This window comes from Rudaea sp., from assembly GCF_057139185.1.
Genome location: NZ_DBNHDN010000011.1, coordinates 63,086 through 81,810 on the forward strand (window position 1 = coordinate 63,086; position 18,725 = coordinate 81,810).

Sequence of the window (18,725 nt, forward strand, 5' to 3'; positions counted from 1 at the left end):
ATGTGTTTGCCGCGGTCATCCGCTATAGTTTCTGTCCAGCCCGGGCACAGCAACTCCACGGAGCAGCACTTTGAGCTACACCGCGCAACAATTCACCGAACGTGCCGCCGCGATCGCCGCGGCCGGGCGCAAGCTCGGCGCACTCGGCCTGACCCCGGCGACGAGCAGCAACTTCTCGATGCGTCTTGACGCCGATCATCTTGCGATCACGATCTCGGGCCGCGACAAGGGCGCACTCGGCGCCGAGGACATCATGGTCGTCGACGGCACGGGCAAAGCCGTCGGCACCAACGCACGCCCCTCGGCCGAAACCCTGTTGCACACGCAGATCTATGCGCGTTTTCCCGAGGCGAACGCGGTGCTGCACACGCACTCGCGCACGCAAACCGTTGCTTCGCGCCTGTATGCGAAGGCAGGCATGATCCGCTTCGAGGGTTACGAACTGCAGAAGGCGATCGCCGGTCACACCACCCACGAATCGCAGCTCGACCTGCCGGTGTTCGCCAACACCCAGCACATGCCCGAGCTCGTCGCCAGGGTGGACACTTGGATTGACGCCGGCAAACCGCTATATGGTTATCTGATCGACGGCCACGGCATCTACACCTGGGGCCGCGACATGGCCGAAACCGAGCGCCACATCGAGGCGTTCGAATTTCTGCTCGGCTGCGAGCTGGATCTGCGGAGGTTGAGACAATGAGCGAGCTGCGCATCTATTCCGAAACCGACGGCAGCAAACCGCTGGGAACGTACACGAAGCACGCCGAGATCGCGCGCGAGCTCGGCGCCGTCGGCGTGCGCTTCGAGCAGTGGGAAGCGGGAAAACCCATCGCGCCGGGAGCCAGCCAGGACGAGGTCATCGCTGCCTACCGCAGCGACATCGAGCGCCTGCAGCGCGAGGAAGGCTACCAGGCCGTCGACGTGATCAGCCTCACGCCCGACCATCCGGACCGCGCCGCGCTGCGTGCAAAGTTCCTCAACGAACACACGCATTCCGAAGACGAGGTGCGCTTTTTCGTCGCCGGCCGCGGCCAGTTCACCCTGCACATCGCCGACAAGGTCTACGAAGTCCTGTGCCTGCAGGGCGACCTGATCGGCGTGCCCGACGGCACGCGCCACTGGTTCGACATGAGCGAAGCGCCTTATTTCGTCGCGATCCGCCTGTTCACCAACAAGGATGGCTGGGTGGCGAATTTCACCGGCAGCGACATTGCCGGGAAATTTCCGCGTCTGCCCGCCACGCCGCTCGCCGCATGAGTTACATTCTGGAATCGCTCGCAGCGGGCGAAACCCTGGTCGCGCGCTTCCACCTGCACTGGACGGCGAAGGGTCGGCTGATCCTCGGCATCGTGCTGATCCCGCTCGTGATCGGCATCTTCATCTCGATTTACGAGTGGCTGCGCCTGCGCGGCATCGAGCTCGGCGTCACCACGCAACGCGTGGTGCACAAGACCGGCATCATCGGCCGTGAGACCGAGGAGGTGCGCCTCAGCGCTATCGAAACGGTCGATCTCGAACAGAGCACCTGGGGGCGCCTGCTCGGCTACGGCGACGTGCGCGTCACCGGCCGCGGCGAAAGCAGTGTGTTGTTCGACCGTGTCGCCGATCCGGTCGGGGTCAAACGCGCGATCGAGGCCGCCTATTCGGCGCATGTCGAACATGCGCAGGACCCGTCGAACCGATGATCCGGGCCATCGTCACCGACATCGAGGGCACGACGAGTTCGATCGACTTCGTCAAGGACGTGCTGTTTCCGTACGCGCGTGAAAAGCTGCCCGCGTTCGTGGAGACGCACGCGGACAAGCCCGAGGTACAGCATTGGCTGCACGAGACCGCGCGCGAAGCGGGGCTCGTCTCGGCGAGCCGGCAGGAAATCATCGACCTGCTGATCCGCTGGATCGACGAGGATCGCAAGGCGACGCCGCTCAAGGCGCTGCAGGGCCTGATCTGGGAAGACGGTTATGCGAGCGGCGAGTTCCGGGGCCACGTCTATCCCGAGGTGGCGGAAAACCTGCAAAAGTGGAAAAGGCAAGGAATCCACTTGTATATATACTCCTCGGGCTCGGTCGCGGCGCAGAAGCTGCTGTTCGGGCACAGCGAGGCCGGCGACCTGACCCCGCTGTTCTCGGGTTATTTCGACACCGAAGTCGGCGGCAAGCGCGAGGTCGATTCGTACCGGCGCATCGCCGCCGCGATCAAGACGCCCCCGGACCAGATCCTGTTCCTGTCCGATATCGTCCAGGAACTCGACGCCGCAGCAACCGCGGGACTGCAGACCGTCCAATTGCTGCGCGCACCCGCGGAGGCATCCGCGAGCCGGCACGAACAGGTCGCGGATTTCAACGAGATTTCAACAGGTTGATTCGATTTCTTCAGATCGGCTCGGGGTGCGGCCGTGGTCGCCGCAACCGCGGGCAGACATTCGCCTTCGCGAGCCACAAATTATCTGCTGCAGCGCAACGTGCGATTTGTTAAAATATCGCTATTGCACCGTTTTGCAGCCTCGCCCCGGCCTTGATCCTCACCACCACCCGCCTGCTTTTGGTCTGCGTCTTCGTCCTCGCCTTCAGCGCGGGCGCGAGCATCGGTGTGGCCGCGCTGGACACGCATCCAGCCGATGCGCCGACACCTCCGAAAGTCGCAACCGAAAGCGACGACCAGCCCATTGTCTGGCCGGCCAACGTCGGCTCGCCCGAGCAGGTACTGTATGCGCAGGCGCAACGCGTGCAGGATGCGATCGACAAGCTCGCGCCGCGTACTCCCGGCAAGAGCAATCTCTATCTGATCTCGTTCGCCGGCGACGGCGAGGAGAACGTGTTTCGCAACGAGGTCGAATACGTCGAGAAGCTTTTCACCGAACGCTTCGACGCCAAGGGTCATGTGCTCACCCTGATCAACAATCCGGGCACGCTGAATCGTCGCCCGATCGCCAGCGTGTCCAACCTCGAACTCGCGGTCGACGCGCTCGGCAAGAAACTCGATCCGGACGAAGACGTGCTCATGGTGTTCATCACCACGCACGGCTCGCGCGAGCACGAACTCTATGTCAGCCTCGATCCGCTGCCGCTGGACCAGATCGTGCCCGAGGACCTCGCCGACGTGTTCTCCGAATCGCCGATCAAGCACCGCGTGTTCGTGATCTCGGCCTGCTACTCCGGCGGCTTCATCGACGCGCTCAAGGGCGACAGCACGATGGTCATCACCGCGGCACGCGGCGACCGCGCTTCGTTCGGCTGCGGCACGAGTTCGGACATCACCGACTTCGGCCGTGCCTTCTTCGTCGACGCGCTCAACCGCACCACGTCGTTCACCGACGCGTTCGCCGACGCCAGGAAGGAGATCGATACGTGGGAGACGCGCGACGAGCAAACCCATTCGCTGCCGCAGATCTCGACCACACCGGCGATCGAAGCCGCGCTGAAAAAATGGCGCGACGGGTTCAAGCCCGGGCCGCCCGTGCCCTTCCGCGTGGCGGCACGCGAGCGCGTCGCCCCGCCCAGGCTGCGCACCGACAAACCCGCCCACGATCTGCGCTGATTCCGTCCGCTCCGCACGGCAGGGGCGGCGCGTCTATTTGCCGCCAGTCAGCACCTTCAAGTAGCGATAGTAGAACTCGGCCGAGTCGTCGAATGACTTAGTGCGCACGCGCTCGTCGCGGCCGTGCATGCGATCGTCGTCACGGTCGATCGCGGTGCCGTTGAACCCGTACGTCGGAATGCCCGCGGCCATCGTGTAAATGCTGTCCGACGCGCCCACGGCCATGTCGACCACGATCGGCACGCCTGGCCACATCCTGCCTGCGACCGTGTCAAGCGCGTCGAACACGTCCTTGCGCGGCGGGGGTGGCGGCAGCGCCTTGTGCTCGGATGCGACATCGACACGCCGATCGGTGGCCGGGTCGACGTAGCGCACGGTCAACTTCGGGGCGGCGAGGATCTTGATCAGATCCCGGCGCACCTCCTCCGACGAATGACCGGGCAGGATACGGCAGTTGACGATCGCGCTCGCACGCTGCGGCAGCGCGTTGTTGGCGTGGCCGCCATCGAGACGCGTGGCGACGCAGGTCGTGTGCAGCGCGGAGTTGTAACGTGCGTCGGTGCTCAGGCGCGCAACCGCCCCGGCATCGGGCGGCGTCGCGAGCACGCCTTTGATGTCCCTGGCGCGCGCGCCGTCCTCGATTTTCTGCATGTGCTCGAGCCAGGCGCGCGTGACCGCATTGAGCTCGAACGGGAACGACGCCTTGCCCAGCCGCACGAGGGCTTCCGACAACGCATAGATCGGGTTTCCGGGTCGCGGCAGCGAGCTGTGTCCGCCGGCATCGGTGATTTCGAGCTCGTAGTCCGCGTACAGTTTCTCGGTCGCATCGACGTTGAGCGCGACCGGCTTGCCGGCGTCCGCATCGAGGCCGCCGGAATCCGGGTTCAGCGCGAACTCCGCATCGAGCAGATCGCGATGGTTCTTGAGCAACCAGTCGACGCCGTTGTCGGTTCCTCCCTCCTCGTCCGCGGTCAGCGCGAGAATGATGTCGCGGTCGGGCACGAAGCCTTCCTTCTTCATGCGCAGCAGCGCGGCGACGGCAACCGCATCGGAGTTCTTCATGTCCTGCGTGCCGCGGCCGTAGAAATAACCGTCCTTCTCGACGAACTTGAACGGGTCCAGCGTCCAGTCTTCGCGCCTGGCTTCAACCACGTCGAGATGGCCGATGATCAGCACCGGCTTGTGCTTGCCGCTGCCGCGCAGGCGCGCGACGAGATTGCCGCGCTTCGGATTCGCGCCGACCAGCACCTGCGCATCGTTCGGCGCGAAACCCGCGTCGAGGAAGCGCTTCTGCATCGCCCTGGCGGCATCGGTCGTGCTGCCAACCGAATCGGTCGTGTTGATCTCGATCAACTGCTTGAAGATCTCGCGCGCGAGCGGGTCGGGTGGCGCAGCGGCCTGGGCAACATTGATCGCGAACGCGATGGACAGGGCAAGCAGGGACTGGGACATGGCGGCTTTCACGGCGTTGGGAAGCCCGCATCATGCCATAGCCACGCAACCCGAAAGCAACGCTATTTGTGTCGCGCCCGCAGTTCCCCAACCACGTCGGCTAGATCGATGCCGCGCGCACGCAACAGCACGAGCAGGTGAAAGATCAGATCGGCCGCCTCGCCGCGCAACGCCGCCTCGTCCTGCGCCACGGCCGCCAGCGCGGTCTCGACACCCTCCTCGCCGACCTTCTGCGCGATGCGGCGGATGCCGCCCTCGAACAGCCTGGTCGTGTAGCTGCCGGCGGGCCGTTCGCGCTCGCGTCGCGCGACCAGCGCGTCGAGCTCGGCAAGAAACGCCAGCGGCGGTTCCGAACCGTCACCGAAGCAGCTTGGCGTGCCCTTGTGGCAGGTCGGGCCGATCGGCTCGGCCTGCACCAGGATGGTGTCATTGTCGCAGTCGGCGCGCAGCGACTTGCACAACAGGAAATGCCCTGAGGACTCGCCCTTGGTCCACAGGCGCTGCTTGCTGCGGCTATAGAACGTGACATTGCCGCTATCCCGGGTCCGCGCCAGCGCCTCTGCGTTCATGTAGCCGAGCATAAGCACCGCGCCGCTGCGCCAATGCTGCACGACGACGGGCAACAAGCCCTCGCCTTTGGCCCAGTCCAGCCGGGTGAAATCCAGATCAATCATGGTCGCACCGGAATGTTTTCACCGCGCAGGAAAGTCTTCAATACGGGGATCGCGATCGCGCCCGAGTGGAACACGCTCGCGGCCAGCGCGCCGTCCACATCGGCGATGCGAAACACTTCGTGGAAATGTTCGACTGCGCCAGCGCCACCCGAGGCGATCATCGGCACCTTGCACAGCGCGCGCGCGGCGCACAATTGTTCGAGGTCGTAACCGGCGCGCACGCCGTCGGAGCCCATGCAATTGAGCACGATTTCACCGGCGCCGCGGGCCTGAACTTCTTCGATCCACGCCAACGTGCGGCGCGCGAGCGCGCGGGTTCGGGTCGGGTCCCCGCTGTACTGGCGCACGCGCCATTCGCCATCGTCGTCGCGCAGCGAGTCGACCCCGACAACGACGCATTGCACGCCGAACGCCCCGGCAAGCTCGTCGATCAAGCCCGGCCGTTCGAGCGCGGGTGAGTTGACCGAAACCTTGTCAGCGCCCGCGTGCAACACCGCGCGCGCGTCCTCGACGCTGCGGATGCCGCCGGCGACGCAGAATGGAATGTCGATCACGCGTGCCACGCGCGCGACCCAGTCGCGGTCGACCGAGCGCTGCTCGGGGCTTGCGGTGATGTCGTAGAACACGAGTTCGTCCGCGCCTTCGTCGCGATAGCGCTGTGCCAGGTCGACGATGTCGCCCATCTCGACGTGATCGCGGAAACGCACGCCCTTGACGACTTTGCCGTCCTTGACGTCGAGGCACGGGATGATGCGCCGGGTCAGCATGCGAATGCCTCGGCCAGGGTGAATTTGCCTTCGAGCAGGCTGCGCCCGAGCACGACGCCGGCGACACCCTGCGCGCGCAACGCCTGCACGTCGGCGAGGTCTCGCACGCCGCCGGAAGCGATCAGCGACAGTTGCGGCGCGATGCGCTGCACCTGCGCGTACAAGTCGAGATTCGGCCCGGACAACATGCCGTCGCGGCTGATGTCCGTGCACAGCAGGTGCTTCGCGCCGGCGACGGCGTAGCGCGGCGCGAGTTGGTCCAGGGTGGCGCCCTCGCTTTGCGTCCAGCCGGCACTCGGCAGGCGCCAGATGCCATCCTCGCAACGCGTATCGAGCGCGATACAGAGGCGATCCTCGCCGTGGCGCGCGATCCACTTCTCCACGAGCGCCGGCGCGCGCACGGCGACGCTGCCGACGACGACGCGCGCCACGCCCGCATCGAGCAATCGCTGCACGTCGTCCTCCTCGCGCACGCCGCCGCCGGCCTGCACGGCAAGGCGCTCGCTCGCCGCAATTTTCTCGATCACGCGCAAGTTCTCGAACGCGCCCGAGCGGGCGCCATCGAGATCGACCAGATGCAGCCAGGTCGCCCCCGCGTCGGCATAGTCGGCGGCAAGCGTGCAGGCGTCGAATCCGTAGCGCGTTTCCTGCGCGTAGTCGCCCTGCTTGAGACGCACCACCCGACCAGCGCGCAAATCGATGGCGGGAATGATCAGCATCGTTGTGCCTGTCCTTGATCGCGAGGATCGCGAAGCGGCCATCCTCTGTCGCAACTTTCACGCAAAGCCGTCATTGTACGGGCACTCGCAAGCCGATGAAGTTTTGCAGCAGCCGCGCACCAACCGCGGCCGAACGCTCGGGATGGAACTGCGCGCCGAAGAAATTTCGGTGCTGCACGACCGCCGAGAACGTGCTGCCGTAGTCGCAGCTTGCCAACGTCCAGCCACCTGTCGGCGCGGCATAACTGTGCACGAAGTACGCGAACGCGCTGGTGTCGATGCCGGCAAGCAACGGCGATGGGCGATCGATGCGCAGCGAGTTCCAGCCCATGTGCGGCACGCGCAGTCCGTCGCCGGGCACAAACCGCCGCAGGCTGGCCGGAATGAGGCCCAGGCACGGCGTATCGCCCTCCTCGGAATGTTCGAACAGCAACTGCATGCCGAGGCAGACACCGAGCACGGGCTGGGTCAAGCTGCGCACGACCTCGACCAGGCCCGTGTCGTGCAGGCGCGCCATGCCGGGCGCCGCCGCGCCGACGCCGGGCAGGATCACATGCGTCGCCGCGCGGATCTCGTCGGCGTCGCTCGACAGCGGTGCGTCGACGCCGAGCCGCTGCAGGGCATAGCGCACCGAGCCGATATTGGTGCCACCGGCATCGATCAACACGACGTTCTCCATCACAGCGCCCCTTTCGTGCTCGGCAACTCCGAGCCCTCGCGCCGCAATGCGGCGCGCAGCGCACGCGCGACCGACTTGAAGCAGGCCTCGATCATGTGGTGCGCGTTGTCGCCACGCACAGCCAGGTGCAGGTTGGCGCCGAGCGTATCGCACAGCGAACGGAAGAAGTGCGGCACGAGTTCGGTGGGAATGTCGCCGACGCGATCGCGCGGAAAGCCGCCGTCGAACACGAAATAGGCGCGCCCGGAAAGATCGAGTGCCGCGCGCGCGATCGTTTCGTCCATCGGCAGGACGATGTCGACGGCGGCCGCGCCACTCTTCGCTTCCGCCGCCGCGCCGTAGCGGCCGATGCCGCGCTTGTCGCCGAGCGCCTGACGCAGCGCCGTGCCGAGCGCCAGCGCGCAGTCCTCGATTGTGTGGTGCTCGTCGATGTGGGTGTCGCCGTCGCAACGCAGATCCAGCGCGAAGCCGCCGTGCTTGCCAATCTGCTCGAGCATGTGGTCGAAGAAGCCCAGACCCGTATGCACCCTGGGTTCGGCCACACGATCGAGGTCGACGGTTACCGCGATGCGTGTCTCGCGCGTGTCGCGCCGGACCGAGGCGCGCCGCGGCGCGTCGCACAACTCATGCGCGATCGCGCTCCAGTTCCACTCGCCGGTGTCGAGGCGAAAGCTGCGGATGCCGAGGTTCGCCGCGAACTGCGCATCGGTTTCGCGGTCGCCGACCATGGCCGATTGCGCACGGCTCCAACCGTCGTCGGCGAGATGGTGGCGCACGAGTCCCGTGCCGGGCTTGCGCGTGCCACGGCCTTCGTGGGCGAAGCTTGGATCGATCAGCACCTCGCGGAAGCGAATGCCCTGCGAGGCGAAGATGCGCATCATCAGTTCGTGCGGCCCGTCGAACGTGTGCCGCGGAAAGCTGTCGGTACCGAGTCCGTCCTGATTGGTGATCATGACCAGTTCGTAGCCCGCCGCAACGATGCGCGCGAGCGCGGGAATCACGCCCTCGACCAGCGCGAGCTTCTCGTAGGCGTCGATCTGGAAGTCGGCCGGCTCGACGATCAGCGTGCCGTCGCGGTCGACGAAAAGAATCTTGCGCTGGCTCATGCCGCCGACTCCCGCAGACCGAGTGCGCCGAGCAGGCTCGCGTTCTCCTGCGGCGTGCCGATCGTGATGCGCAGGCAATCGGCCAGCCCCGGATAGCGGCTGACGTCGCGCACGATGATGCCGAGGGCGAGCAAGGTTCGATAGGCCTTCGGCGCGTCAGCGAAGCGCACGCAGAGGAAGTTCGCCGAGGACGGATACACCGCGAGCACACCCGCCGCCGACGGCAGCGCACGCGCAAGGCGTTCGCGTTCGCCCAGCAGGGTCGCAATGCGCTCGCGCGCTCGCGCGACACCCTGCGCCGACAGCGCCGCGAGGGCGGCATCGGCGCACGGTGCGGGAATCGGATACGGCGCCTGGATACGGCGCAACAGCGCGACGATCTGCGCATGCGCGAGCAGCGTGCCGACACGCGCACCGGCCAGCGCATAGGCCTTCGACAGCGTACGCAGCACAGCGAGGTTTTCGTGGCGACCGAGCAATGTCGCAGCGCTGGCCGCATCACCGGCAAATTCGAGATACGCCTCATCGACGACGACCAGCGCGCGGTCGCGCAGGGCCAGTGCGAGCTTTTCCACCACCCCCGGCGGCACCAGCGCCCCGGTCGGATTGTTCGGCGTGCAGACAAAGACGAGCTTGGTCGAGTCGGAGATCTTCGCGAGCATGGCATCGGCATCGACGGCGAAATCCGCGCCCAGCGGCGCCTCGATCACCGCCGCTCCCTGGGTACGCGCGGCGACGGCGTACATGCCGAAGGTCGGCGGCGAGATCGCGATCGTGTCGCGGCCTTCGCGGCAGAACGCACGCACGAGCAGATCGATCGCCTCGTCGCTGCCACGTCCGACCAGCACCTGCTCGGCGGCGATACCGTACAACTCAGCCAAGCGGTTGCGCAACGCGGGCGGCTGCGGATCGGGATAGCGATTGAGGCCGGGCCCGGCGTCGCCGGCCGGTGCCCAGGGCGATTCGTTCGCATTGAGCATGATCGTCGCCTGCCCCGCCTCCATGCGTGCCGACGAATACGGCTGCATCGCGAGGATTTCAGGCCGCGCGCGTTCGAGCAGTTTCAGTGGTGTCGACGCACTCATCGCTTCGATTCCAGATCGGCCAGGCGAAGTGTCACGGCTCGCTCATGCGCGTTCAAACGTTCCGCCCGGGCCAGCGTCGCCGCGCAGGCGCCGATCGCACGCAGCCCATCGGCGGACAATTCCTGTACCGTGATCTGCTTGACGAAGCTCGCAACCGACACGCCGCTCCAGGCGCGCGCATAGCCGTAGGTGGGCAACACATGATTGGTGCCGCTGCAGTAGTCGCCGACCGCCTCGGGCGACCACGAACCGAGAAAAACCGATCCCGCGTTCTCCAGCTGAGGCAGCAGCGCGCGCGGATCGCGCACGTTGAGGATCAAGTGCTCGGGCGCATACTCGTTGCTGATCGCGACCGCTTCGGCCAGCGAGGCCACCCGGACCAGGCGACTCTTCGCCAGAGCGGCGCGCGCGATGTCGGCGCGCGGCAACAACGCGAGCTGGCGCGCGAGTGCTGCACGCGTCGCATCGAGCAGCGCGCGGTCGTCGGCCAGCAGCAACACCTGCGACTCCGGCCCATGCTCGGCCTGCGAAAGCAGATCGGCGGCGACGAATTCCGGATTCGCCGCTGCGTCGGCGATCACGAGCACCTCGGACGGCCCGGCCGGCATGTCGATGGCCGGGCCACCCAGCAACGCCGACGCCTGACGCTTGGCCTCGGTGACATACGAATTGCCCGGCCCGAACAACTTGTCGCAAGCGGGAACCGACGCGGTGCCGAACGCCATCGCAGCGATCGCCTGCGCGCCGCCGAGCTTGAATACATGACGGATGCCGCACAGCGCCGCGACGTACAGCACCGCCGCGTCGGCACGCCCGTCCTTGCCCGCCGGGGTGCACATCACGACCTGCGGATTCTTCGCGATCTGCGCCGGCACGCCCAGCATCAGCGCGGTCGATGGCAGCGGCGCACTGCCTGCGGGCACGTACAGGCCCACGCGTGCGATCGGCCGTGTCACGCGCTCGCAGACCACGCCCGGCGCAGTCTCGACCCTCACCACTTGCGGCGCGGCGGCACGATGGAACGTTTCGATGCGTCCTTTCGCGTCGGCGATCGCCCGTTTCAGCGCCACATCGAGACCGGCTTCGGCTTCGGCGAATTCGGCCTCGCCCACTGCGAACGTCGCAAGCTCGCAGCCGTCGTAGCGGCGGGTCAACGCGCGCAGACTGGCGTCGCCGTCGGCGCGTACCTGGTCGAGGATGCGCGCCACAGCGGCCGCCAACTCCGTACTGCGCTCCTGCACGGGGCGGCGCAACGCGGCACGACGCGCGTCGGCATCGAGCGCGGCCCATTCGACGCACGCCAGTTCCAGGGTTTCCTGCTGCGCGTTCATGCCAGAATCTTCTCCACCGGCAATACCAGCAACTGGCTCGCACCGGCGCGTTTCATGTCTTCGAGGTGGGTCCACGTCACTGCGCCATAGCACACGGCCTGCAAGGCGACCTGATCCGGGCTGCCTTCGATCGGCAGCAGGGTCGGCGTCTGCGCATTCGGCAGAATGGCGCGGATCGCCTCGACTGCAGAGCGCGCCGCGTGCAGCATCACGAGTTTGGATTCGCGCACCTGGATCACGCCGTCGATGCGGCGCAGCAGCAGTTCGCGCAGTTCGCCACGCTCGTCGAGCGGCAGTTCTTCGGGGCCGGCGATGACCGCCTCGCTGTCGAGCAGCACGACCGCTTCCTTGAGCTGGTTCGCCGCGAGCGTCGCGCCGCTGGACACGAGGTCGCAGATCAGGTCCGCGGTGCCGAGGCGTGGCGCGATCTCGACCGAGCCGGCGAGGAACACGACCTTGGCCTCGACCCCGTTGCGCGCAAGCCAATCGCCGAGCAGCGCCGGATACGACGTGGCGATGCGCTGGCCCTGCAACTGCCGCGGACTCTCGTACTCCATCTCCTGCGGCACCGCGATCGACAGGCGGCAGCGGCTGGTGTTGAGCGGGCGCAGCTCCACGCCGGGCGCGGCGTCGCCGTTCGCGCGCGAAGTCAGCGCCTGCTCGGCGAGCACGTTGCGGCCGACGATGCCGAGGTCGCACACGCCCTGCGCGATCAAACCGGGGATGTCGTCGTCACGCACCAGCAGCAGGTCGATCGGCATGCTCTCGCCGAAACAGAACAGCTTGTCTCTACTCTGGCGGAACTTCAGGCCGCAACGCGCGAGCAGATCCTGCGACACGTCGGCCATGCGCCCGGATTTCTGGATCGCGATGCGCAAGCGATCACGGTTCTTTGCATTCGTCATCTTCTGCTATCTCGGCAAAAAGAAAGGCGGGCTTCCTGCCCGCCCGTCCCGATCAAACGGTTTTCCTGGCGGGCGTCTTCGCGGGTCGACCGCGCTTGCGCAACGAAGGCACCGCATGGTGCTCGATCGCGGCGCGATATCCGCCGTTGCCCTCGGCGAGGAAGCGCGCCACGCGCCCGACCGTGGTCACGCTGACCCCGGTGCGTTCGTGGATCTCGCGATAAGCCATGCCGTCGAGCAGATACGGCACCACGCGCCAACGATCGATCAGCGCCTCGAGCTCTGCCGGCGTGCACAGATCGCGCAGGAACGAGCGCATCTCGCCGATGCCGCGCATGGCCAGCAGCGCCCGGCACAGGTTGTCTTCGGCTGACTCCTTGGTGGTTTCGGGATCGATCTGCTTGCGTTTCATGGGTGCAGGCTAGCAGATCGGAAAGCGCAAATCAATGTAATAGTGCACTAATACATGAAATCAGAAAAATGCAGCCGCTGCTCTCGAATTGCCGTCCATGGGTTGCGGCCCCGCAACGCCGCGCTTGACCGCAGCGCCGATTTGCCGAAGATTGCAGCAACTGGCGCAGCGGCCATATCACGACGTAGCCATGGAACCCGAACTCGTCACCACGGCAGAGATTGAGCCCGTTCTCGCGGAACTCCGATCGCGCGAACCGGTCTTCCATCACCCCGAATTCGGCATGACCCGCGCCGATTTCGAGCGCATGACCGATGCGGCGTTCTGGGAAATCGGCGCCTCGGGCCGGCGCTATTCGCGCGAGTACGTTCTCGATGTGCTCGAGGAGCGCGGACACAATCCAGGCGACGACGAATGGGATGTACGCGACTTCCATTGCGCCGAGATTGCAGCGGACAACTATCTCGTCACTTACACATTGCGGCAGGAGCAACGCATCACGCGCCGTGCGTCGATCTGGCGCCGAACGGAGGAGGGATGGAAGATCGTCTTCCATCAGGGCACGGTCGTCGCCGAGGGCTGAACCATCCCGGATTCGGCATTTCGGCGCAAGCTGAAGTGACGAACGAAAGCGGCGAAGCCGTGGATCAGCGCATCAGCCCTCCGGGAGGCATTCCACCGCCGCCCATGCCCTTCATCGCCGCACCCATCTGCCGCATCAGGCCTTTCATCCCGCCCGCGCCCATCTTCGACATCATTTTTTCCATCTGCATGTACTGCTTGAGCAGGCGGTTGACGTCGGCCGGCTGGGTACCCGAGCCCTTCGCCACGCGCGCCCGCCGTGAACCATTCAACAGGTCGGGGTGACGGCGCTCCTTCTTCGTCATCGAGTTGACGATGGCGATCATGCGGTGGACTTCCTTGTCGTTGACCTTCGACTTCACCGCATCGGGCAGGTTGCCGACACCGGGCAGCTTGTCCATCAGCGAGGCCAAGCCGCCCATCGACACCATCTGCTGCAACTGGTCGCGCATGTCGTTCATGTCGAAGCGCTTGCCCTTCATCACTTTCTCGGCAAGCTTCTGCGCCTTTTCCTTGTCGACGTTCTGCTCGACCTGTTCGACCAGTGAGAGCACGTCACCCATGCCGAGGATGCGCTGGGCGATGCGGTCCGGATGAAACGCATCGAGGCCATCGGGTTTTTCCGACACGCCGATGAACTTGATCGGGCGCCCGGTGATGTAGCGCACGCTCAACGCCGCGCCGCCGCGCGCATCGCCGTCGGTCTTGGTCAGCACGACGCCGGTCAGCGGCAGCGCTTCGGCGAAGGCCTTGGCCGTGTTCGCCGCGTCCTGGCCGGTCATCGCATCGACCACGAACAGGGTCTCGATCGGATTCAGCGCCGCGTGCAGGCGCTTGATCTCGTCCATCATCTGCGCATCGATCGCGAGACGACCCGCGGTGTCGACCAGCAGCACGTCGGCGAAATTCTTCTTCGCTGCATCGAGCGCGCCCCGCGCGATCGCGACCGGATCCTCATCGCCCGTGCTCGGATGGAACAGCACGCCGACCTGTTCGGCCAGCGTGCGCAACTGCTCGATCGCCGCCGGGCGATACACGTCGGCGCTGACGACCATGACCTTTTTCTTCCTGCGGTCCTTGAGGAACCTGGCGAGCTTGGCCACCGTCGTCGTCTTGCCGGCGCCCTGCAAGCCGGCCATCAGCACGATCGCCGGCGGCGCGGCGGCAAGGTTCAGGTCGGTGTTGACCGAACCCATCACCGCGGTCAGCTCGTCGCGCACGACCTTGACCAGCGTCTGTCCCGGCGACAGGCTCTTCAACACCTCCTGCCCGACCGCGCGCACCTGGATGCGCTGGATCAGCGCCTGCACCACGGGCAGCGCCACGTCCGCTTCGAGCAGCGCGATGCGCACCTCGCGCAGTGCCTCGCGGATGTTCGCGTCGGTCAGCCGCGCGCGACCGCGCAGGCGCTCGATCGTGGTGGAAAGGCGTTGGCTCAGGGATTCGAACATGGGTCTTGCCGGGATGGAAGCGAGCCGCGGATTATACTGGCTGATCGCCCCGACCGCTCCCGTGGCGCTATCGATCACGCCCGGCCGATGGACAGTCCGCGACCGGGCTGCCGGGCGCGTGGCACGGCCAACGCGATATGCGACACTTGGCGGATGTTCATCACGATCTCCTCCCTGCTCGCCACCGCGCTGTACCTCATCGCCGCGGCGATTCTCTCCCTGCCCCTGCTGCACCGCCAGGCTCAGCCGCGCGCGGTCGGGCTGGGTTTCGGCGCATTTGCGGTCGTGCTGCATTTCGCCGCCCTGCTCGGCGCACATCGCGGCGGCGTGGATCTGCACTTCTTCGCCGCATTGTCCCTGGTCGCGGCCTGCATCGCCGCGCTGTGCCTCATCGTCAACCTGAGCCGGCCGGTAGCGACGCTGGGCGTGATCGTGTTCCCGCTCGCATCCTTGCTGCTCGGGGTCGATGCGTTTCTGGCCCCGTCGACGCAACCGATGACGATGGAGTGGCAGATCAAACTGCATGTGATCTTCGCCCTGCTCGGCTACAGCGTGCTCAGCATCGCTGCCGTGCTCGCGATCCTGCTCGCGCTGCAGGAGCGCGCGCTGCACGCGCGCCGCTTCGACGGCCTCGTGCGCACGCTGCCGCCGCTGACCCTGACCGAAGCGCTGATGTTCCGCCTGATCGGCGCCGGTTTCGTGCTGCTTACGCTGACCCTGGTCAGCGGCATCCTGTTCGTCACCAACCTGTTCGACCAGCATCTCGCGCACAAGACGATTCTTTCGATCGCCGCGTGGCTCGTGTTCGGCGCCCTGCTGTTCGGGCGCTGGCGCCATGGCTGGCGCGGCCGCCGCGCAGTCAACCTGACGCTGATCGGCATGCTGTTGCTGCTGCTCGCGTTCTTCGGCAGCCGCTTCGTGCTGGAAGTCGTTCTCAAGCGAGTGCAGTAGTACGATGGCGGGCATGCCCGCGCACCGCCACGCCATCGCGATCAAACGCGCCTACGCCGCGCCGGACGAGGACGACGGGTATCGCATCCTCGTCGATCGCCTCTGGCCGCGCGGACTGGGCAAGGACGCCGCGCATGTCGATCTTTGGCTCAAGGAGATCGCGCCGAGTCCGGCGCTGCGCGTCTGGTTCGGCCACGACCCGGCGCGTTTCGCCGAATTCAGGCGGCGCTATGACGCGGAACTGAAGTCGAACACCGCGGCAGTCGCGCAGATGGACCGGATCCTCGCGCAGACGCCCGTCACGCTCGTCTATGCCGCGAAAGACGAGACACACAACCACGCGATCGTGCTGAAGAATTTCCTCGAATCGCGCCGGTAATAACCCTGCGAGCGAAGCCCGCGCCGACGGAAGCAACGGTGCGGTGCTTGCGCGGGAATCCGTGCCGCAAGCACCGCCATGTCAGTAATCGGCTCCGGACGGCGTAACCCCCTGTGGAGGACGTCGATCGTCTTCGTGCACCGGCAACGGATCCCGTGCCGCGGGTTTCTCCGTCGTTCCAGGGCAGGCAGGCCACCCGCGGCGAAGGAAAACCTCTGTCGTGGAACGGGACGCCGGTCAACCAAGCTTGGTACCTCAACCATCAGGAGCAAGATCATGCAATCGAATTCGACCAATTGTTTGACGCTCTCGGCCTTGACCTTGGCCGTTTCCATGGCTTGCGCACCGGCGCAAGGTGCGCAAACCGCCGCGCCTTCCGGCCCGGCCACCCGTTCGCCCGGCACAAGCGCGCCGAAGTACGCCGCCGCGCTGGCGGCGGCGCAGCAAAAGCTGGCGCATGCCCAACGCGTCGTGCAGGGCTTCACGTCCCGGGCAGCCGCCGAAGGACTGACGGATGCCTGGCGCATCGACCTGCTCAATTCGCTGATGCAAAGTCCGGAGACGAGCTTCGACCAGGTGGCGGCGGCCGCGACGGCACGCGATGCGCTGGCCGCCGCCGGCGCGGCCAGCGCGGCCGGGCAGCAGAACCTGACCTCCGATCGGTCCGGAACCACCGCCGTCACCCCCGATTCGCTCGGAACCGATCACTACGACCTGACCTACATTCCGATCTACGCATCGTGCCGCCTGGTCGATACCCGCGCCAGCGGCGGCGGCGGTCCGATACTCGCCGCAACCTCGCGGAAATTCGGCGTGAACACCGCCGCGGCCCAAGGCGGCACCTGCAACGCGTACAGTGCCTATTTCGGCATCAACAGAAATCCGCCGGCCGCGCTCGCGATCAATGTCACCGTCGTCTCCATGGGTTACTCCGGCGTGGACGGCGCCTATCTGCAGGTCTATCCGGACGGCACCACTCCGGTGAGCAGCTGGATGAACTACAACCCGAACGAAATCGTTGCCAACGCCGGCATTCTGCCAATGACGACAACCAACCCCTACTTCGACGTGTTCGCCTCCACCGAAACGCAAGTCGTCGTCGACGTCGTCGGCGCGTTCGTGGCGCCGAATCCGACGCCGCTCGCATGCACGCAAGTCAACAACTCGGCGACCAACGGCAATGGCGCAGGCTTCACCATTACGTCGCCAAGCTGCCCATCCGGTTACACGGTTACGGGGGGATCGTGCTATTCATCGCCGGGCGGCTTGATGGGAGACACGCGGCTGGTTTCGAGCTACCAAAACGGCGGCGCCTGGACCTGCGAGTTCTATGGCAATACCGTGAACAACTATGCCGGGGCCACCGCGACCTGCTGCAAAGTACCCGGAGGCCCCGATACGCCGTAACCGAACTCCATCCGTTCAGTCCACTGCGGCGAGCGCTTCTGCGAGGCGCTCGACCGCGACGATCTCCATCTCGCCGATCTTCGCCTTCTTCGGCGCGTTCGCCTTCGGCACGATCGCCTTGAGGAATCCGTGCGTCGCCGCTTCGCGCAGGCGTTCCTCGCCGTTCGGCACGGGACGGATCTCGCCCGACAAGCCGACTTCGCCGAACGCAACGAGTTTCTCCGGCAGCGGCCGGTCGCGGAAACTCGACAGCACTGCGAGCAGCACCGGCAGGTCGGCCGCCGTTTCCTGCACGCGGATGCCGCCGACGACGTTGACGAAGACGTCCTGGTCGTAGACCGCGATGCCGCCGTGCCGGTGCAGCACGGCGAGCAGCATCGCGAGCCGGTTCTGTTCGAGGCCGAGCGCGACGCGACGCGGATTGCCGAGCGAGGATTGATCGACCAGCGCCTGCACCTCGACGAGCAGCGGCCGCGTACCTTCGCGCGTCACCATGACGGCGCTGCCCGGCGTCGGCGCACTGTGCGCCGAGAGGAAGATCGCCGACGGATTCGGCACCTCGCGCAGCCCCTTGTCGCCCATCGCGAACACGCCGAGATCGTTCACCGCGCCGAAGCGGTTCTTGAATGCGCGCAGCACGCGGAAACGCGAACCGGACTCGCCTTCGAAGTAAAGCACGGCGTCGACCATGTGTTCGAGCACGCGCGGGCCCGCGATGCCGCCCTCCTTGGTCACATGGCCGACGAGGAAGATGCTCGTGCCGGTCTCCTTGGCGTAGCGCACCAGGCGCGCGGCCGACTCGCGCACCTGGCTGACCGAGCCGGGCGCCGCGGTCAGCGTTTCGGTCCAGACCGTCTGGATCGAATCGATCACGAGCGCGCGCGGGGCATCCTTCTGCGCATGCTCGACGATGCGCTCGACGCAGGTTTCGGCGAGGCAGCGCAGCGGCTCCAGCGGCAGGCCGAGGCGCTGCGCACGCGCGGCGATCTGAGCGAGCGACTCCTCGCCCGACACGTACAGCGTGCGCAGGCGCGCGCCGAGCGCGCCGAGCGTCTGCAGCAGCAGCGTCGACTTGCCGATGCCCGGGTCGCCGCCGACGAGCACGACCGAGCCTTCGACGAGGCCGCCGCCGAGCACGCGGTCGAGTTCGCCGATGCCGACGCGCACGCGCGTCTCCGCTTCGGCGGCAACGTCGGTCAACGCGAGGATCTTCGCCGCATCGCCCGCGCCGGCGTAGCCCGCGCGCCGCACCGCGCCGCTCTTCGCCGCCGGCTCGACCACGAACTCG

At 66.4% G+C, this 18,725-nt stretch carries 21 protein-coding genes; 9 read left to right on the forward strand and 12 right to left on the reverse strand.

Translation table 11 applies throughout. From position 1 onward, the window contains the following. Positions 1-70 precede the first annotated feature (70 nt). The 5 genes from AC16HO_RS04185 (at position 71) to AC16HO_RS04205 (ending at position 3,537) form a co-directional block, all read left to right on the forward strand. Complete coding sequence (locus tag AC16HO_RS04185; RefSeq protein WP_395642428.1) at positions 71-700, forward strand: methylthioribulose 1-phosphate dehydratase; 630 nt, start codon at positions 71-73, stop codon at positions 698-700. Beyond that, positions 697-1,257, forward strand: a complete 561-nt coding sequence (locus AC16HO_RS04190) for a 1,2-dihydroxy-3-keto-5-methylthiopentene dioxygenase (protein ID WP_395642429.1) — start codon at positions 697-699, stop codon at positions 1,255-1,257. Before AC16HO_RS04185 ends, AC16HO_RS04190 begins: the two co-directional genes overlap by 4 nt. Then, on the forward strand, positions 1,254-1,685 hold the full coding sequence (locus AC16HO_RS04195; protein ID WP_395642430.1) for a PH domain-containing protein: 432 nt from the start codon (positions 1,254-1,256) through the stop codon (positions 1,683-1,685). Before AC16HO_RS04190 ends, AC16HO_RS04195 begins: the two co-directional genes overlap by 4 nt. Next, complete coding sequence (gene mtnC, locus AC16HO_RS04200; protein ID WP_395642431.1) at positions 1,682-2,362, forward strand: acireductone synthase; 681 nt, start codon at positions 1,682-1,684, stop codon at positions 2,360-2,362. The genes AC16HO_RS04195 and mtnC overlap by 4 nt, the downstream gene beginning before the upstream one ends. Before the next feature lie 152 nt (positions 2,363-2,514). Next, positions 2,515-3,537, forward strand: a complete 1,023-nt coding sequence (locus tag AC16HO_RS04205) for a C13 family peptidase (RefSeq protein WP_395642432.1) — start codon at positions 2,515-2,517, stop codon at positions 3,535-3,537. Positions 3,538-3,570: 33 nt separating this feature from the next. Here the strand turns inward: AC16HO_RS04205 and AC16HO_RS04210 are convergent, their stop codons facing one another. The 10 genes from AC16HO_RS04210 to AC16HO_RS04255 all read right to left on the reverse strand — a co-directional run bounded on the left by AC16HO_RS04210 (position 3,571) and on the right by AC16HO_RS04255 (position 12,667). Then, the gene (locus tag AC16HO_RS04210) at positions 3,571-4,989 is read right to left on the reverse strand and encodes a M20/M25/M40 family metallo-hydrolase (RefSeq protein ID WP_395642433.1); all 1,419 of its coding nucleotides are present in this window, start codon (positions 4,987-4,989) and stop codon (positions 3,571-3,573) included. Positions 4,990-5,051: 62 nt separating this feature from the next. Beyond that, positions 5,052-5,663 carry a bifunctional phosphoribosyl-AMP cyclohydrolase/phosphoribosyl-ATP diphosphatase HisIE gene (gene hisIE, locus AC16HO_RS04215; protein ID WP_395642434.1) on the reverse strand — a complete coding sequence of 204 codons (612 nt, stop codon included), beginning with the start codon at positions 5,661-5,663 and terminating at the stop codon, positions 5,052-5,054. Next, positions 5,660-6,430, reverse strand: coding sequence for an imidazole glycerol phosphate synthase subunit HisF (gene hisF / locus AC16HO_RS04220; protein WP_395642435.1), 771 nt, complete (start codon positions 6,428-6,430; stop codon positions 5,660-5,662). The genes hisIE and hisF overlap by 4 nt, the downstream gene beginning before the upstream one ends. After that, positions 6,424-7,149 (reverse strand): 1-(5-phosphoribosyl)-5-[(5-phosphoribosylamino)methylideneamino]imidazole-4-carboxamide isomerase, encoded by a 726-nt coding sequence (gene hisA / locus AC16HO_RS04225; protein WP_395642436.1) that lies wholly within the window; start codon positions 7,147-7,149, stop codon positions 6,424-6,426. The genes hisF and hisA overlap by 7 nt, the downstream gene beginning before the upstream one ends. Before the next feature lie 70 nt (positions 7,150-7,219). Continuing rightward, complete coding sequence (gene hisH, locus AC16HO_RS04230; RefSeq protein WP_395642437.1) at positions 7,220-7,828, reverse strand: imidazole glycerol phosphate synthase subunit HisH; 609 nt, start codon at positions 7,826-7,828, stop codon at positions 7,220-7,222. Further along, positions 7,828-8,934, reverse strand: coding sequence for a bifunctional histidinol-phosphatase/imidazoleglycerol-phosphate dehydratase HisB (hisB, locus tag AC16HO_RS04235; RefSeq protein ID WP_395642438.1), 1,107 nt, complete (start codon positions 8,932-8,934; stop codon positions 7,828-7,830). Before hisB ends, hisH begins: the two co-directional genes overlap by 1 nt. Next, entirely contained in the window at positions 8,931-10,019 is a 1,089-nt protein-coding gene (gene hisC / locus AC16HO_RS04240; RefSeq protein ID WP_395642439.1) for a histidinol-phosphate transaminase, read from the reverse strand. Before hisC ends, hisB begins: the two co-directional genes overlap by 4 nt. Beyond that, a complete protein-coding gene (hisD, locus tag AC16HO_RS04245) occupies positions 10,016-11,350 on the reverse strand; it encodes a histidinol dehydrogenase (RefSeq protein ID WP_395642440.1) in 1,335 nt (444 codons plus the stop codon). The genes hisC and hisD overlap by 4 nt, the downstream gene beginning before the upstream one ends. Further along, positions 11,347-12,255, reverse strand: a complete 909-nt coding sequence (hisG, locus tag AC16HO_RS04250; protein ID WP_395642441.1) for an ATP phosphoribosyltransferase — start codon at positions 12,253-12,255, stop codon at positions 11,347-11,349. The genes hisD and hisG overlap by 4 nt, the downstream gene beginning before the upstream one ends. Before the next feature lie 52 nt (positions 12,256-12,307). Next, entirely contained in the window at positions 12,308-12,667 is a 360-nt protein-coding gene (locus AC16HO_RS04255) for a YerC/YecD family TrpR-related protein (RefSeq protein ID WP_395642442.1), read from the reverse strand. Positions 12,668-12,857: 190 nt separating this feature from the next. Between AC16HO_RS04255 and AC16HO_RS04260 the strand changes: the two genes are divergently transcribed. Beyond that, a complete protein-coding gene (locus AC16HO_RS04260; RefSeq protein ID WP_395642443.1) occupies positions 12,858-13,250 on the forward strand; it encodes a nuclear transport factor 2 family protein in 393 nt (130 codons plus the stop codon). 64 nt (positions 13,251-13,314) lie between these two features. Here the strand turns inward: AC16HO_RS04260 and ffh are convergent, their stop codons facing one another. Further along, entirely contained in the window at positions 13,315-14,700 is a 1,386-nt protein-coding gene (gene ffh / locus AC16HO_RS04265) for a signal recognition particle protein (protein ID WP_395642444.1), read from the reverse strand. Positions 14,701-14,853: 153 nt separating this feature from the next. Here ffh and AC16HO_RS04270 point away from each other — a divergent pair, with 153 nt between their 5' ends. The 3 genes from AC16HO_RS04270 to AC16HO_RS04280 all read left to right on the forward strand — a co-directional run bounded on the left by AC16HO_RS04270 (position 14,854) and on the right by AC16HO_RS04280 (position 17,437). Further along, complete coding sequence (locus AC16HO_RS04270) at positions 14,854-15,651, forward strand: cytochrome C assembly family protein (RefSeq protein ID WP_395642445.1); 798 nt, start codon at positions 14,854-14,856, stop codon at positions 15,649-15,651. 13 nt (positions 15,652-15,664) lie between these two features. Next, the gene (locus AC16HO_RS04275) at positions 15,665-16,030 is read left to right on the forward strand and encodes a DUF488 domain-containing protein (protein WP_395642446.1); all 366 of its coding nucleotides are present in this window, start codon (positions 15,665-15,667) and stop codon (positions 16,028-16,030) included. Between the two features lie 78 nt (positions 16,031-16,108). Next, positions 16,109-17,437, forward strand: a complete 1,329-nt coding sequence (locus AC16HO_RS04280) for a hypothetical protein (protein ID WP_395642447.1) — start codon at positions 16,109-16,111, stop codon at positions 17,435-17,437. Between the two features lie 15 nt (positions 17,438-17,452). On the opposite strand, the gene radA is transcribed toward AC16HO_RS04280, so the two are convergent. Beyond that, positions 17,453-18,725, reverse strand: a 1,273-nt coding sequence (gene radA, locus AC16HO_RS04285; protein WP_484335300.1) for a DNA repair protein RadA, incomplete at its 5' end; no start/stop codon positions are given.

Bases quoted from the DNA above. Each gene is read 5' to 3' on its own strand.
- AC16HO_RS04190 (WP_395642429.1), top strand. From the start codon at position 697: ATGAGCGAGCTGCGCATCTATTCCGAAACCGACGGCAGCAAACCGCTG.
- AC16HO_RS04195 (WP_395642430.1), top strand. From the start codon at position 1,254: ATGAGTTACATTCTGGAATCGCTCGCAGCGGGCGAAACCCTGGTCGCG.
- mtnC (WP_395642431.1), top strand. From the start codon at position 1,682: ATGATCCGGGCCATCGTCACCGACATCGAGGGCACGACGAGTTCGATC.
- AC16HO_RS04210 (WP_395642433.1), bottom strand. From the start codon at position 4,989: ATGTCCCAGTCCCTGCTTGCCCTGTCCATCGCGTTCGCGATCAATGTT.
- hisIE (WP_395642434.1), bottom strand. From the start codon at position 5,663: ATGATTGATCTGGATTTCACCCGGCTGGACTGGGCCAAAGGCGAGGGC.
- hisF (WP_395642435.1), bottom strand. From the start codon at position 6,430: ATGCTGACCCGGCGCATCATCCCGTGCCTCGACGTCAAGGACGGCAAA.
- hisA (WP_395642436.1), bottom strand. From the start codon at position 7,149: ATGCTGATCATTCCCGCCATCGATTTGCGCGCTGGTCGGGTGGTGCGT.
- hisH (WP_395642437.1), bottom strand. From the start codon at position 7,828: ATGGAGAACGTCGTGTTGATCGATGCCGGTGGCACCAATATCGGCTCG.
- hisB (WP_395642438.1), bottom strand. From the start codon at position 8,934: ATGAGCCAGCGCAAGATTCTTTTCGTCGACCGCGACGGCACGCTGATC.
- hisC (WP_395642439.1), bottom strand. From the start codon at position 10,019: ATGAGTGCGTCGACACCACTGAAACTGCTCGAACGCGCGCGGCCTGAA.
- hisD (WP_395642440.1), bottom strand. From the start codon at position 11,350: ATGAACGCGCAGCAGGAAACCCTGGAACTGGCGTGCGTCGAATGGGCC.
- hisG (WP_395642441.1), bottom strand. From the start codon at position 12,255: ATGACGAATGCAAAGAACCGTGATCGCTTGCGCATCGCGATCCAGAAA.
- AC16HO_RS04255 (WP_395642442.1), bottom strand. From the start codon at position 12,667: ATGAAACGCAAGCAGATCGATCCCGAAACCACCAAGGAGTCAGCCGAA.
- AC16HO_RS04260 (WP_395642443.1), top strand. From the start codon at position 12,858: ATGGAACCCGAACTCGTCACCACGGCAGAGATTGAGCCCGTTCTCGCG.
- ffh (WP_395642444.1), bottom strand. From the start codon at position 14,700: ATGTTCGAATCCCTGAGCCAACGCCTTTCCACCACGATCGAGCGCCTG.
- AC16HO_RS04270 (WP_395642445.1), top strand. From the start codon at position 14,854: ATGTTCATCACGATCTCCTCCCTGCTCGCCACCGCGCTGTACCTCATC.
- AC16HO_RS04275 (WP_395642446.1), top strand. From the start codon at position 15,665: ATGCCCGCGCACCGCCACGCCATCGCGATCAAACGCGCCTACGCCGCG.
- AC16HO_RS04280 (WP_395642447.1), top strand. From the start codon at position 16,109: ATGTCAGTAATCGGCTCCGGACGGCGTAACCCCCTGTGGAGGACGTCG.